The organism is Caballeronia sp. LjRoot31, from assembly GCF_964253885.1.
Taxonomy (GTDB): Bacteria; Pseudomonadota; Gammaproteobacteria; order Burkholderiales; family Burkholderiaceae; genus Caballeronia.
Genome location: NZ_CAXURX020000002.1, coordinates 855769 through 868823, shown reverse-complemented (window position 1 = coordinate 868823; position 13055 = coordinate 855769). Strand labels below are relative to the sequence as shown.

Sequence of the window (13055 nt, the reverse complement as noted above, 5' to 3'; positions counted from 1 at the left end):
CGTTCTCGGCTAAGCTTTCAGGCATGGGCACGCGCTCTGCCAGACGGCGGCGAGACGCGGATTTCCGTCAGGCACGGACACAATATCTCACCGGAATACGCTTCAATGAACCATAGAAACGATGCTGCGGCACTCGACCGCGACGATCCGCTAGCCAGTTTGCGCGACCAGTTCGCGCTCGGCCAGGACACAATCTATCTGGACGGCAACTCGCTTGGCGTGCCGCCCAAGGCCGCCGCCTCGCGCGCCGCCGCCGTCATAACCGGCGAGTGGGGCGACGGTTTGATCCGCTCATGGAATACGGCAGGATGGTTCGCATTGCCCAAGCGGCTTGGCAACCAGTTGGCTTCGTTGATTGGTGCGGCCGAGGACGAAGTGGTTGTCACTGACACCATTTCCAGCAATCTCTTCAAGATCCTGTCGGCGGCGCTGCGGGTAGCCAATGAGCGCGACCCGAAGCGTCGTGTCATTGTCTCCGAACGCTCGAATTTCCCGACCGATCTCTACATTGCTCAAGGCCTGATCGAACAACTGGATCGCGGATATGAACTGCGTCTCGTGGATCACGCATCCGAGCTCGCCACCGCTATTGACGAGAACACGGCCGTCGCCATGATCACGCACGTGAACTACCGCACGGGTGCCATGCACGACATGGCCGCACTGACCCGCGTGATCCATCAGGCGGGCGCGCTCGCCGTATGGGATCTGGCGCATTCGGCAGGCGCGGTTCCGGTCGATCTGAACGGCGCCGGCGCGGATTACGCCGTCGGTTGCACCTACAAGTACCTGAATGGCGGACCGGGTTCCCCCGCGTTCATCTGGGTGCCGAAGCGGCTACAGAACGTATTCTCGCAACCGCTGTCCGGCTGGTGGGGCCATAAAAAACCCTTTGAAATGAGCCCCGAGTATCGTCCCGATGACGGTATCGGACGGTTCTTGTGCGGCACGCAACCTATTGTCTCCATGTCGATGATCGAATGCGGCCTCGACGTGTTCGGGCAGACCGATATGGCAACGTTGCGCCGCAAGTCGCTGGCACTGAGCGACTTGTTCATTGAACTGGTCGAGACACGCTGCGGCAATTTCCCGTTGCAACTCGTCACTCCTCGGGCACATGCCGAACGCGGATCGCAAGCAAGCTTTGAACATCCGCATGGTTATGAGGTCATGCAGGCGCTGATCGCGCGCAACGTGATTGGCGATTACCGCGAGCCGCGCATTTTGCGCTTCGGCTTCACGCCGCTTTACACACGTTATGTAGATGTATGGGATGCCGTTGAAACATTGCGCGACGTGCTTGCGACCGAAGCATGGCGTGCACCCGAGTTCGCCGAACGTGGCGCCGTTACCTGACCCGAGTGTAGAGCAAGCGGAGAACGCGCGATGACACAATCACATGAAAGCGAAGGCACGGGCGGCTGTCCCATGGGTTACGGGTCGGCCGGTAACGCTGAGCCGAAGCCCGAAGGCTGGCATGACGCGCAGCTCGACTTCTCCGGTTCGATGAGCTATGGCGATTATCTCTCGCTCGATACGCTCCTTTCGGCGCAGCACCCGCTCTCGCCCGACCACAACGAAATGCTGTTCATCGTGCAGCATCAGACGAGCGAGTTATGGATGAAGCTCGCGCTGTATGAGCTGCACGCAGCGCTCGTTGCCGTGCGTCGCGACGACCTGCCGCCCGCGTTCAAGATGCTCGCGCGTGTCTCGCGCATACTCGATCAGCTGGTCCAGGCGTGGAGCGTTCTCGCGACCATGACGCCGTCTGAATACACGGCAATGCGGCCTTATCTGGGCGCATCGTCCGGATTCCAGTCGCATCAGTACCGGCAGATCGAGTTCCTGCTTGGCAACAAGAATGTGCAAATGCTCAAGCCGCATGCGCACAGGCCGACCGTGCTCGCCGAGGTCAAGGCGACGCTTGAGGCCCCCTCGTTCTACGATGAAGTCATCCGCCTGCTTGCGCGCCGCGGTTTCCCAATTGCGCCGGAGAGGCTTGAGCGGGACTGGACTCAGCCGACCACCCACGACGCCAGCGTGGAAGCGGCGTGGCTCACGGTGTATCGCGAGCCGACGCAGCATTGGGAACTCTACGAGATGGCGGAAGAGCTTGTCGATCTTGAAGATTCTTTCCGGCAATGGCGCTTTCGCCACGTCACCACCGTTGAGCGGATTATCGGCTTTAAGCAAGGCACGGGCGGAACCAGCGGCGCGTTGTATTTGCGAAAGATGCTGGATGTCGTGCTGTTTCCCGAGTTATGGCACGTCAGGACGTTGCTCTGAGCATTTGATTGCGTGGTTCATATCGAGCCGGCCATATGCGCGAGGTAAAACAGACGCGCTCTGACAAACGGCGCGCTTTGCCCGATAATGACCCGCATGAAAATGCTCCCTACCCCCCGTCTCATGCGGCGCGCTTTTCTGGCGTTGCCCGTAGCCCTGCTGCTAGCGTCGTGCGCAACACCCACCGCATCGACATCACTCGATACCGCCATTGCCGCGCCGTATCGGGGAGACAAGGCGCAAGCGCGCGACGTCTACCGGCACCCTAAAGACACGCTGGAATTCTTTGGCCTCGCACCGAACCAGAGCGTGCTGGAAATCGCGCCGGGCGGCGGCTGGTACACGGACATCCTCGCGCCGTATCTGCGGGGGCGTGGCACGCTTTACGAAGCGCAGTATCTGCCGCCGCAAGGGGCGCTCCCTGCTGGCGAAGCGAAGGGTAACGCCGCGTTCGAGCGCAAGCTCGCTGCTGCGCCCGATATCTACGGAACGGTTGTGGTCGGCACGTTGCAATCGGGGCAGTTCAGCGGCTTGCCCGCAGGACTGCAGGTTGATCGCGTGCTGACGTTCCGTAATATTCATAACTGGATAGAAGACGGTCAGGTCGATGCCAACCTGCGTGCGTTCTATTCGGTCCTGAAACCGGGCGGCGTGCTCGGTGTGGAAGAGCACCGCGCTGTGCCGGGTACATCGGTTCAGCAAATGATCGATACCGGCTACCTGACTGAAGCCTATGTGATCGAGCATGCACAGGCAGCGGGCTTCAAGCTTGCCGCGCGCAGCGAGATCAACAGCAATCCCCGCGATACGAAGGACTATCCGCACGGCGTGTGGTCCTTGCCGCCGACCTATCGAGGCGGCGATACTGACCGCGCCCGCTTTGCCGCCATTGGCGAGTCGGACCGGATGACGCTGCGTTTCGTCAAGCCTTAGGTTTCGTCAAGCCGTCGGCAAGCATGCCCGATGGCAAGGTCGCAGCTTCCTAACGGCTGCGACCAGCGGCGGCATTCGCGAACCCCTCGGCTACGGCATCCCCGAACACACTGGCTGCCCCCTTTAAATTGCCCAGCTGGACGGCATGGATCAGCCAGATATCAAGGCTGAGTGAAAAGTCTTTCACGTCAACAACAGATAGTTCGGCATACGAAACACTCTGGCGAAGCAAGGTGCGCGGCACAAGTCCCAAACCGAGTCCCGCAGCAATCAACTTCAGTTGCATCTCGGTGCCGTGTGTATCCACGCTTAACCTGAGTTCGCGCCCCGCCCCTTGCATCGCCCGTTCCAGTGCGGCGCGGTAACCGCAACCCAGCGGGTTGAGGATCCACTCCTGCTCCGCCAGCGCCTTGATGGTCGAGCGCCGCTCAACCACCGGCCGCCGTTTGCTCTGGACCACCAGCACTTCCAGCGTCGTGATAAGCCTGCCCGCCACGTTGGCCGGCAGCGTGCTGGGAGATGGCAGCAGCAACGTTGCTGCGTCCAGTTTCCCAAGGCTGACCTGCTGAAACAACCCCGTGCTCCATTCGGTATGCGACTGAACCTCCAGCGCCGGAAACGCCGCTTTCAGACGCATCACCGCGTCGAACAGGACAATCTCCGCGATGACCTGCGAAAGGCCTAAGCGAAACGTCCCGCTCGGCATGGCCTCTTCCCGGGGAATCTCAAGCAGTTGATTCACGCTGCGCATCAGCGGGACCGCATGTTCGTAGATCCGGCGCGCAAGCGCGGTTGCTTGAGGAGGCTTGCTGTTGCGGTCCAGAAGTTCCGCGCCAAGAACAGCTTCAAGATGCTGAATCCGCCGCGATATAGCCGATTGCGTCAGCGACAGTGCATCCGCCGCCCGCGTCAACGAGTTATGGTCGAGCACCGCGACCAAGGTTCTAAGGTCTTCGAATAACATGCTTGACTCTCATGGTTCATATGAAAACTATGCGCTTGATGCAAGTTTCCACCTAGTCTAATCTTCAATGGCGAACTACGCGACTGCGATGTCTTTTAACGCGGTGCGCACATTCTCACCACGACAACACGTCACGTATGTCGTGGCGAGCGCATCCCTATTCCCTTATTCCCCACTTAAGCAGAGGTCAAAGCCATGCCACTCGTTCGAATCAATCTCGCGCAGACTGCGTCGCCGGAAGTCGTTCAGGCAATCAGCGACGTCGTGTACGACGCAATGATCGATGTAGTCAAAGTGCCCGAGCACGACAAGTTTCAGATCATCACGCGCCATGCCCCTGACGAATTGATCTATCCGGCGCAGGGATACCTGGGCGTGACCTACACGCCGGGGATCGTATTTATCCAGGTGACATGGAACACCGGCCGCACGATCGAGATGAAAAAAGCGTTTTACCGCGCGGTGGCGGACGGCGTACACGCAAAGGCGGGCGTACGAAAGGAAGATGTCTGGATCAGCCTGGTCGAGGTGAATCGCGAGGACTGGTCGTTCGGCAATGGCGACATGCAGTACGCGCCGAAGTAGTCGCCGCGCATACGTAACGAGATACCGCTGGGACACCGGAGACACCCGTCGTTCATGCCCATAGGCGAGCGGCGGCGATCCGGTCCGGCGCTAATGCGCACGCCTGTGATTCAACGCGATGAACACGCCCATCAGCGTGACAAACGCCAGCACGAGCAAGGTCGCGTTGAGCAGCACATGCGGGTAGCCAAGTTCGCCGACATCAATGAACGGATAGGGATAAAAGTCCGACGTGCTGCCGCGCCAAAGCGTGATGCAAAGATAACCTAGCGGATAGATCAGCCACAGCAGGCATTGCCGCAGAGTCAGATGAAAGCGCGGCACGAACAGCACCCAGTAGAGTGCCGACAACACCGGAATGATGCTGTGCAGGCATTCGTTGAGCACCGCCCGATACCCCGACGGGGTCCACAGGTAACGCAACAACAGGTTATAAGCCAGTCCGACAAACACGATGTACACCACGACCGCTGTCACCACCGGCGGCTTGCGAAAAAATCGCCCGAGCGGCGAGCGGCCAAGCGCAGCGACAAACGAAAAACAAAGGGCAACAGCAAATACTGTCAGGTTCGTCAGATAACTGCTGAGGCGCTCAAATCCATCGAATACGCTAAAGCCCCTGGCCAGCATTCGATGGACCGTGATATCGGTTTGCGCAGCGAGCGCCAGCCACGCTATTGCCGCAATGCACGCGGCCAGCAATAACGACGCCGTTCCCGGCGTATGCAAAGGCAACGCGTGCTCTGCCCCCGCTTGTGGCGGGCTTTGCATCTGGCGGTGGGTGCGGCTTTCAGGCTGCGAGGAAATCGGCTTGGACATGCCGCGATTTTATACGCGACAAGACAGAGCTGCAGAGCGCAGATCCAAAGCGCGCGGCAACTAGCTGGAACAAATGCGTGCAATCAAGCTCAGGATATCTTGAAGATGTTTTGCGAGCCGCGTACGTACAGGCCCTCGGCTTTCAGGAGAATGCGTTCACGATACAGATCGAAGGCGGCGAGCACGGCGGATTCGCCCGACCCCATTTGCGGATTGAAACTCGAGAGGGCCGCATCGTCTATCTGGAATGAGATCTCGCGTGAACCGTCATATCCCCAGAAGCACACGCAGTGCCTGGAGTCGTCGTAGGAACGGCTTGGGTTCGGAAAATTGAGTTTCATACGCCATCCTAGTCCTATTAGCGTGACGCGCGCGACGGTGTTATTCATAGTAATTACCCTGACTTGGCACTCCCGGCGCCGGGTTTAACGTTCCAGCACTAAGTAAACCAGAGAGCAATTGCCGCTAGTGGCTAACGGTCTCATCGGTTCTCATCGAGTGGCAACGCGCCGCTAACAGGCACTGAAGCTTCACGCCCACCCCGTGCCTGTACGGCTTTTGTAATGAACTCGGCGCGGCAATGCTCTCGCATCGTATCCGCCGGTTCAAGTAGACTCTGGTGCCACGCAATCGATCGAACCCTCGGCACCTTGCTGGCAGGTGCATCGTTGGGTCTACCAGAAATACGCTCACCGCCTCGTGAAACCTGCCAACTTCCGCATCACCGCCGCCGTTGTAGCCAGCGCGCTTTTTATGCAAAACATGGACGGTACGATCGTCGCGACGGCCCTGCCTGCCATGGCCCGCGATCTTGGCGTCGACCCCGTGCATTTGAGCAGCGCCATTACCGCTTATCTGGTTGCGCTGACGGTGTTCATTCCCGCTAGCGGATGGGTGGCTGATCGCTTCGGTGCGAAGCGCGTCTTCATGTGGGCGATCGCAACCTTCACGCTGGCTTCGCTCGCGTGCGCGGCGGCCGCGAACCTTCCGCAGTTGATTGCTGCGCGCATCGTGCAGGGAATCGGCGGAGCCATGATGGTGCCGGTCGGACGCCTGATCCTGTTTCGTGGCGTCAAACGCGAGGAGTTGTTGCAGGCCACCACCTGGCTCACCATGCCGGCTCTTATCGGCCCCTTGATGGGTCCGCCATTAGGTGGTTTTCTCACCGATACACTCTCATGGCGCAGTATCTTCTGGGTCAACGTCCCGGTAGGCATCGTGGGTTTGCTGCTGACGTGGCGCTTGCTGCCGGCCGCGCCTCCCGAACATCATGCGCCGCCCGACGTGCGTGGAATGATGTTGATAGGCGGGTCGCTGACGCTGTTCATGATCGGCATTGAATGTGCAGGACGTGGGGTCTTGCCGCCGTTTGCCGCGCCTGCGTGCGTCGCTGCCGGCGTGCTGACGTTCTGGATGGCCGTCAGGCACTGCCGCCGCGTGGACAACCCTGCTGTCGATTTCTCGCTGCTTGCGATTCCGACTTTTCATGCTGCGACTATTGCGGGAAGTCTGTTTCGTGCCGGTGCCGGCGCGCTGCCTTTTCTCGTGCCGCTGACGTTGCAAACCGGCTTCGGCTATAGCGCTTCCGCTAGCGGCCTCGTCACATTTGCCAGCGCGCTAGGATCATTTTGCATGCGCCCCATGACATCGCTTGCACTTAGGCGCTTCTCCGTACGGACCGTCCTGTGCGCGGGGAGTGTGTCGTTTGCTGCCGTGCTCGTGGTGTGCTCGTTCATGTCGCAGAACTGGCCCGCTGGCGCCATCTTCCTGTTGCTGCTTGTGGGCGGCTTGTCGCGCTCGCTCAGCTTCGCCACCATGGGCGCGCTCGCTTTCGCCGATGTGCCCAAGACCAGGCTTGCTGCCGCCACGTCATTCCAGGGCACTGCTCAGCAATTGATGAAGGCGGTCGGTGTGACGGTCGCGGCGGGGACCATTCAAGTCACCATGATCGTGGCCCCCGGCGCGCATGCCGAACGATGGCAATTGGCCTCTGCGTTCATTGTTACCGCGCTCGTGGTTATGACTTCTTATCCGATGTTCCTGCGGATGCCCGCTGAAGCAGGGGCCGGGATTTCTGCTTCGCGAGCGTCCGCACGGGGTCGCGCGGAAGAGGTCAAGTGACGAACGCTATTTACGCGCCGATCAACACCCCGGTCCTGAACGGGACTGCACCCGTTACACGGCCCATCGGTGCGCCGGCGATCACGAAGCGAATCGCCCGGCGCATATAAAAGATGCCGTCGTTTTTCGTCGTGAGCGTGGTCACTTCATCCGTGATCGGATCGACGATATCGAAGACCGGATCACCCGCTTTCAGATGGGCCCCCACCTGTGCGCGATACACCACCACACCGCTTGCGGGCGCAATGAACTGCTCGCTGCCGGCCAGCGGCGTTGCGGGGTGGTTGAGCGGCGGCAGTTCACGCGCCTCACCGTCGATCACCCCCCGATACGTCAGGTAATCGACAATTGCTTCGGAGTCCTGCTCGGAAAACTCATAGGACACGTCGCGCTGGCCGCGATGCTCGACCGTCAGTGCAATGTTAGGCGCGGCGATCGGCGTGCCCTCGCCCACAAGCGCACGAACGTCGTTCCACAGCGGCGCGTAGATTTCATCGAACGACTGTCCGCCCGAATCCGCACAGAGCAATACGCCGCTTGCGCCCAGATAACGCGCGAGCGGTTCAACCGCCGGCCAGCTCGCAGGGCTCGTGTACACGTGCATGGTGGCCTCAAGCGAACAATGCAGGTCGAGGATGACATCGGCATCGGCTGCCATGAACAGCATCTCGCGGCGCAAGGACTCGAACTCGTTCTTCGGCTTCACCTCGGCGAGCATGTCGCATACCGCCCGCCGCAATAAGCGCGTGTTGCTGTCAGCGTCCTGCGTCCACTGGATGCCAACGCGCTCGACCAAGGCAGCGGCGGCAGGCAGCGGAAAGCTGCGATTGAAGTTGTGGCCGCTATTCAACTCGAAGCGCCCAAGGAACTGTCCGAGCACATGCTGCGAGAGTCCGATCGGGTTTGCGACCGGCACCAGGATCACCTCGCCGCGAATGCGACCCGCGTTTTCCAGTTCGATCAGGCGTTGCTTAAGACGCCAGGCGGTCAGCATTGCGGGTATTTCGTCCGCGTGCAGCGACGCCTGCACGTAGATCTTCTCGCCCGTACCCGGTGTACCGAAGTGAAAGCTGACGAACTCGCGGCGTGTGCCGATGGACGTGGAAACCAGCGGCGTGCTTTGGATGCGCATCGAATGCTCCTGAAAATCTGTTAGTTGCCGTAGACGTCGAAGTCGAAGTATTTGCGGGCGATCTTTTGGTAAGTGCCGTCGGCACGCATGCCGGCTATCGCGCTATCGATGCTGGCCTTGAGCGCAACGTCGTCCTTGCGTAAGCCAATGCCCGTGCCATGATCACCCATCTCAAGCGGCCCGCCGACGAAACCGAAACCCTTGCCTCTGGGTGTCTTCAGGAAGCCGTTATCCGCTTCCACCGACCCCAGCAGTGCCGCGTCCAGCCGGCCGGCCGTCAGGTCTTCAAAGACGCCCTCCTGACTTTGATACGCGACCACTTCCACACCGCCCGGCTGCCAGTTCTTCTGCGCATACGTTTCGAACTGCGTGCCGCTCTGCACGCCAATGCGCTTGCCGCGCAGACCCTCTGCGCTGACCGTCAGCGGAGCACCGGTCTTCGTGATCAAACGGGACTTGAACTGGAACAGCTTGGTCGAAAACGCGATCTGCTGCATGCGCTTTTCGGTGATTGCCATCGACGAGATGATCGCGTCGATCTTGCGTGCCTGCAGCGCCGGGATCATGCCGGAAAACTCCATCTCGACCCATTCGCAATGCATCGCGATGCGGCGGCAGATCTCGTTGGCGAGATCGACGTCGAAGCCGGTCACGTGGCCGTCCGGCATTTTTACGTCCATGGGCGGATACGTCGGATCAATGCCCAGGCGCAATACGTTCGCGTCTTTCGCGAAGGCTGGCGTGGAGAGGGTCACGGCCGCAATCACGGCGGCGGCCAGCAACGAAGAGAGGGGTTTCATCGGCGCTTACTCAGTGGTCAAGGCAGTGATGGGGATAACACGCCTGCATGGTACGAGTGCAAAATGCCACCAAACAGGGCCGATTTACTTATCATGATCACTTTTACTTATCGGCCGGGTGAAAATTATGGACCTGACATCGTGGACCTGACCTTGACGCAACTTCGCGTGTTCGTCGCTGTCGCTGAAGCCGGTAGTCTTAGAGCGGCGGCGCGCAGGCTCGGCATTGCACAAAGCGGCGTGACGCAACAGTTGAGGAAACTCGAGACCGGCGCGGGCGGGCCCTTGTTCGAGCGCGGGCATCGCGGCGCGCGCCTGACCTCGGTTGGTGAGCGCTTGCGGATTCGCGCCGACGTGATTCTTGGCGAGTGCGTGCGAACCGAAAACGAAATGCGCCAGTTGCGTGGCGAGTTGACCGGCCAGGTTTCGCTCGGCGTCGCGGCTGAGGCCATGATGCGATTATTTCCCGCGCTGCTGGCAAGTTTTCGCGAGCGCTGCCCGCGTATAGATGTTCACCTGACCAGCGCCACGTCGCGGGTCCTGACGGCCTGGGTGCGCGACGGCAGCCTGGACTTCGCCTTGGCGCTGGTATCGAATGAAGCGGATATCCATGATCTCGAGGCGACCACGCTGTTTGAATCGCCCGTCGCCATCATCGCGCGGCGTGGTCATCCGCTAGGCCGCGCGCGATCGCTGCGGGCGCTGCAGGACTGCGAGTGGGTCAGCACCCGGCCGCGCCATGCGGGCGATGTCGCGAACCGCTTGTCCACTTTGTTCGAGGACGCGGGGCTTGAACCGCCGCGTATCGCGGCCACGACCGAAGCTGTGTTCGATACGCTGCATTGCGTGGCGAACAGCGATTATCTATCGCTCGAACCCGTGCGTCTCGCGGCACATCCGTTCTTCAGGGACCATGTGGCTATTGTCCCGATCAAAGAGCAGGCGTTGAGTACGCGCGTGTGTCTGCTGCGCCGTGCAGGCGTGCCGTTGACGCCGGTCGCGCAGGAGCTGGCGTCCATGGCTGTGTCGTTTGCGAGGATGCTGCCCGCGAGCGCTGTGACAGGCGAGGCGCCTGGTCCATGACACTTTGACACTTGAGTCACCCTCACGCCCGGACCGCGCGGCGCCGTTCTTCAGGTTCGTTCCGAGCGGCTATCATGTTGGCCTGGGCAACATCTCGAGCTTTGGGAAACACGGTCATGACACGAAAGAAACCTGCGGACAGCGCGCCTCGCGAAACCGCTGCAATCCTGCGTCACTGGCACGACGCCGTGCCCAACGACCGGCTCGCCCACCTCGTGAAGGACGCCGCGCGTTCGCTCGTGCGCGCGATGCAGATGCGCCTTACCGAGCACACCGTATCGTACGGGCACTGGACGTTCCTGCGGATCCTGTGGGAGACGGATGGCTTGACGCAGCGCGAGCTGAGCACGCAGGCGGGGGTGATGGAGCCCACGACCTTTGCCGCCGTCAAGGCCATGGAAGCGCTGGGTTATGTCGAGCGCCAGCAGATGCCGGACAACAAGAAAAACGTGCACGTGTTCCTGACCGCCGAGGGCCGGGCGCTGAAAGAAAAGCTCGTTCCGCTCGCCGAGGAAGTCAATGAAGTCAGCGTGGTGGGCCTGAGCGAGCACGACATCAAGATCGCGCGGAAGGTGTTGCTGGCGCTGATTGAAAACCTGGCCGACGATGAACTGGGGTCCACGAATCCAATGCGCCGCGTGCCGTCAACACGGGAGTTGGGACGGATTATTGCAGAGCGCGGGGATACGGTAGAGGATCGGTGAGGCTGAAGATGGCGCTGCTTTAGGCAGCAGATCGCAACCCTCTTTGCTTCTGCTTGGAATTGCGCAGCGCCACGCAGGTCGAAATCTGCGACTACCACCAGGATTACTTATGACTCTCGAAATTCCACTTGATACACCCGGCGATATCCTCGCGGAAGAATGGCTCGCCCCAATGGGCATCACTCAGTACGCGCTCGCAAAAGCAATCGATGCACCGGCACGTCGCATCAATGAAATCGTGCAGGGCAAACGCGCCATCACCGCCGACACGGCTGTTCGTCTCGGTGCATTTTTTGGCGTCGATCCGCAAAGCTGGATGAACCTCCAAACGCATTACGATACCGAACAGGCGCGCGAAAAACTCGGCGATCGGCTTATGCAAATCAGGCGCAACGGTGCAGCAAACGAATCAATCGCTTCGCTGCGTTAAGCCGGGAAATAACTGCGGGTGGCACGCGCAACCCGCACAACAAAATCGGCGAGTACGTCCACCACCCGCCCCCTCCCTACACCGGCGACGGATTGCGATCCGCGAACCCACGTTGATGCCAGTACGGATACGGCAGCGGCAACGTGCTAGCTTTATCCAGCGCCGCAATCTGCTCCGCGCTCAACGACCACCCCACGCTGCCCAGATTCTCGCGGAACTGCTTCTCGTCGCGAGCACCCACAATCACGTTGGCAACGGTAGGCCGCTGCAGCAGCCAGTTCAACGCAATCTGCGGCACGCTTTTTCCCGTTTCCTTGGCCACGGCATCCAGCGCATCCACAATGCCGTAGACATATTCATCGGCAACCGGCGGTCCCATGTCCGCCGTCTTGTGCAAGCGGCTGTTCTCCGGCAACGGGCTGCCGCGACGGATCTTGCCTGTCAAACGCCCCCACCCCAGCGGACTCCACACAATGGTCGAGACCTTCTGGTCCAGCCCCAGCGGCATGAGTTCATGCTCGAAATCGCGGCCAATCAGCGAGTAATACGCCTGATGCACTGAATGCCGCGCAAGCCCTTCACGGTCCGACACCGCCAGCGATTTCATCAAGTGCCAGCCCGAAAAATTCGAGCAGCCGATCACGCGGATCTTGCCCGCGCGCACGAAGTCGTCGAGCGTGCGCAAGGTTTCTTCCACGCGTGTCAGTGCGTCGAAACCATGGAGTTGATAGATATCGATGTAGTCGGTGTTCAGGCGCTTCAGGCTGCCATTGATGGCTTCCGTCAAGTGATGCCGGGTCGAGCCAACGCTGTTCACGTCCGAGCCGAACTGAAACGTTCCTTTCGTCGATACGATCACCTTCGAGCGGCGTCCGGCAATGGCCTTGCCGAGGATCTCCTCCGCCATGCCGTCGGAATAGACGTCGGCGCTGTCGAACATCGAGACGCCCGCCTCCAGCGCAATGTCGACCAGGCTGCGCGCGCCGTCGGCATCAGTGCTGCCCCACGCCTTGAAGAAATCATTGCTGCCGCCGAACGTGGCGGTGCCCAGACTCAGCACGGGCACCTTGAAACCCGTTTCGCCCAGTAAGCGATATTCCATGTCCACTCCTTTCCATTGAAAGCCAATGAGCTGCTACCGCGCCGGCGACGCAGGCAGCTTCATGAATGCATCAGCCATGTTAAGAGATCGTCGAAA

The 13055-nt window shown here is 60.4% G+C and carries 14 protein-coding genes; 8 read left to right on the top strand and 6 right to left on the bottom strand.

The window, feature by feature from the left end; genetic code table 11:
- The first annotated feature begins 105 nt into the window (after positions 1-105).
- The 3 genes from kynU (at position 106) to ACSQ8V_RS22250 (ending at position 3219) form a co-directional block, all read left to right on the top strand.
- Complete coding sequence (gene kynU / locus ACSQ8V_RS22260) at positions 106-1356, top strand: kynureninase (protein WP_436183729.1); 1251 nt, start codon at positions 106-108, stop codon at positions 1354-1356.
- A 72-nt stretch (positions 1357-1428) separates the two neighbouring features.
- A complete protein-coding gene (gene kynA / locus ACSQ8V_RS22255) occupies positions 1429-2286 on the top strand; it encodes a tryptophan 2,3-dioxygenase (protein WP_436207987.1) in 858 nt (285 codons plus the stop codon).
- Between the two features lie 96 nt (positions 2287-2382).
- Positions 2383-3219, top strand: a complete 837-nt coding sequence (locus tag ACSQ8V_RS22250; protein WP_436207177.1) for a class I SAM-dependent methyltransferase — start codon at positions 2383-2385, stop codon at positions 3217-3219.
- A gap of 49 nt (positions 3220-3268) precedes the next feature.
- Here ACSQ8V_RS22250 and ACSQ8V_RS22245 read toward each other — a convergent pair whose 3' ends face one another.
- Entirely contained in the window at positions 3269-4183 is a 915-nt protein-coding gene (locus tag ACSQ8V_RS22245) for a LysR family transcriptional regulator (protein WP_436183727.1), read from the bottom strand.
- A 195-nt stretch (positions 4184-4378) separates the two neighbouring features.
- Between ACSQ8V_RS22245 and ACSQ8V_RS22240 the strand changes: the two genes are divergently transcribed.
- Positions 4379-4768 carry a tautomerase family protein gene (locus ACSQ8V_RS22240; protein ID WP_436183726.1) on the top strand — a complete coding sequence of 130 codons (390 nt, stop codon included), beginning with the start codon at positions 4379-4381 and terminating at the stop codon, positions 4766-4768.
- A gap of 90 nt (positions 4769-4858) precedes the next feature.
- On the opposite strand, the gene ACSQ8V_RS22235 is transcribed toward ACSQ8V_RS22240, so the two are convergent.
- A complete protein-coding gene (locus tag ACSQ8V_RS22235) occupies positions 4859-5539 on the bottom strand; it encodes a Pr6Pr family membrane protein (protein WP_213762282.1) in 681 nt (226 codons plus the stop codon).
- Positions 5540-5676: 137 nt separating this feature from the next.
- Positions 5677-5928, bottom strand: coding sequence for a DUF1488 domain-containing protein (locus tag ACSQ8V_RS22230; RefSeq protein WP_031360797.1), 252 nt, complete (start codon positions 5926-5928; stop codon positions 5677-5679).
- 358 nt (positions 5929-6286) lie between these two features.
- On the opposite strand from ACSQ8V_RS22230, the gene ACSQ8V_RS22225 reads away from it, so the two are divergent.
- A complete protein-coding gene (locus tag ACSQ8V_RS22225) occupies positions 6287-7708 on the top strand; it encodes an MFS transporter (RefSeq protein ID WP_213762094.1) in 1422 nt (473 codons plus the stop codon).
- Between the two features lie 10 nt (positions 7709-7718).
- Here the strand turns inward: ACSQ8V_RS22225 and ACSQ8V_RS22220 are convergent, their stop codons facing one another.
- Together ACSQ8V_RS22220 and ACSQ8V_RS22215 are read right to left on the bottom strand one after the other, a co-directional pair.
- The gene (locus tag ACSQ8V_RS22220) at positions 7719-8840 is read right to left on the bottom strand and encodes a succinylglutamate desuccinylase/aspartoacylase family protein (RefSeq protein ID WP_436207176.1); all 1122 of its coding nucleotides are present in this window, start codon (positions 8838-8840) and stop codon (positions 7719-7721) included.
- 20 nt (positions 8841-8860) lie between these two features.
- Positions 8861-9640 carry a transporter substrate-binding domain-containing protein gene (locus tag ACSQ8V_RS22215; protein WP_213762092.1) on the bottom strand — a complete coding sequence of 260 codons (780 nt, stop codon included), beginning with the start codon at positions 9638-9640 and terminating at the stop codon, positions 8861-8863.
- A gap of 93 nt (positions 9641-9733) precedes the next feature.
- Here ACSQ8V_RS22215 and ACSQ8V_RS22210 point away from each other — a divergent pair, with 93 nt between their 5' ends.
- The 3 genes from ACSQ8V_RS22210 (at position 9734) to ACSQ8V_RS22200 (ending at position 11857) form a co-directional block, all read left to right on the top strand.
- The gene (locus ACSQ8V_RS22210; protein WP_436207175.1) at positions 9734-10723 is read left to right on the top strand and encodes a LysR substrate-binding domain-containing protein; all 990 of its coding nucleotides are present in this window, start codon (positions 9734-9736) and stop codon (positions 10721-10723) included.
- Between the two features lie 116 nt (positions 10724-10839).
- The gene (locus tag ACSQ8V_RS22205; protein ID WP_213762090.1) at positions 10840-11427 is read left to right on the top strand and encodes a MarR family winged helix-turn-helix transcriptional regulator; all 588 of its coding nucleotides are present in this window, start codon (positions 10840-10842) and stop codon (positions 11425-11427) included.
- Between the two features lie 109 nt (positions 11428-11536).
- The gene (locus tag ACSQ8V_RS22200) at positions 11537-11857 is read left to right on the top strand and encodes a HigA family addiction module antitoxin (protein ID WP_436207174.1); all 321 of its coding nucleotides are present in this window, start codon (positions 11537-11539) and stop codon (positions 11855-11857) included.
- 76 nt (positions 11858-11933) lie between these two features.
- Here ACSQ8V_RS22200 and ACSQ8V_RS22195 read toward each other — a convergent pair whose 3' ends face one another.
- A complete protein-coding gene (locus ACSQ8V_RS22195) occupies positions 11934-12959 on the bottom strand; it encodes an aldo/keto reductase (RefSeq protein ID WP_213762089.1) in 1026 nt (341 codons plus the stop codon).
- Positions 12960-13055 lie beyond the last annotated feature (96 nt).

Coding starts and splice junctions, on each gene's coding strand:
- ACSQ8V_RS22230 (WP_031360797.1), bottom strand. CDS start 5,928: ATGAAACTCAATTTTCCGAACCCAAGCCGTTCCTACGACGACTCCAGG.
- ACSQ8V_RS22235 (WP_213762282.1), bottom strand. CDS start 5,539: ATGCAAAGCCCGCCACAAGCGGGGGCAGAGCACGCGTTGCCTTTGCAT.
- ACSQ8V_RS22240 (WP_436183726.1), top strand. CDS start 4,379: ATGCCACTCGTTCGAATCAATCTCGCGCAGACTGCGTCGCCGGAAGTC.
- kynA (WP_436207987.1), top strand. CDS start 1,429: ATGGGTTACGGGTCGGCCGGTAACGCTGAGCCGAAGCCCGAAGGCTGG.
- ACSQ8V_RS22195 (WP_213762089.1), bottom strand. CDS start 12,959: ATGGAATATCGCTTACTGGGCGAAACGGGTTTCAAGGTGCCCGTGCTG.
- ACSQ8V_RS22200 (WP_436207174.1), top strand. CDS start 11,537: ATGACTCTCGAAATTCCACTTGATACACCCGGCGATATCCTCGCGGAA.
- ACSQ8V_RS22210 (WP_436207175.1), top strand. CDS start 9,734: ATGATCACTTTTACTTATCGGCCGGGTGAAAATTATGGACCTGACATC.
- ACSQ8V_RS22245 (WP_436183727.1), bottom strand. CDS start 4,183: ATGTTATTCGAAGACCTTAGAACCTTGGTCGCGGTGCTCGACCATAAC.
- ACSQ8V_RS22220 (WP_436207176.1), bottom strand. CDS start 8,840: ATGCGCATCCAAAGCACGCCGCTGGTTTCCACGTCCATCGGCACACGC.
- ACSQ8V_RS22250 (WP_436207177.1), top strand. CDS start 2,383: ATGAAAATGCTCCCTACCCCCCGTCTCATGCGGCGCGCTTTTCTGGCG.
- ACSQ8V_RS22205 (WP_213762090.1), top strand. CDS start 10,840: ATGACACGAAAGAAACCTGCGGACAGCGCGCCTCGCGAAACCGCTGCA.
- ACSQ8V_RS22215 (WP_213762092.1), bottom strand. CDS start 9,640: ATGAAACCCCTCTCTTCGTTGCTGGCCGCCGCCGTGATTGCGGCCGTG.
- kynU (WP_436183729.1), top strand. CDS start 106: ATGAACCATAGAAACGATGCTGCGGCACTCGACCGCGACGATCCGCTA.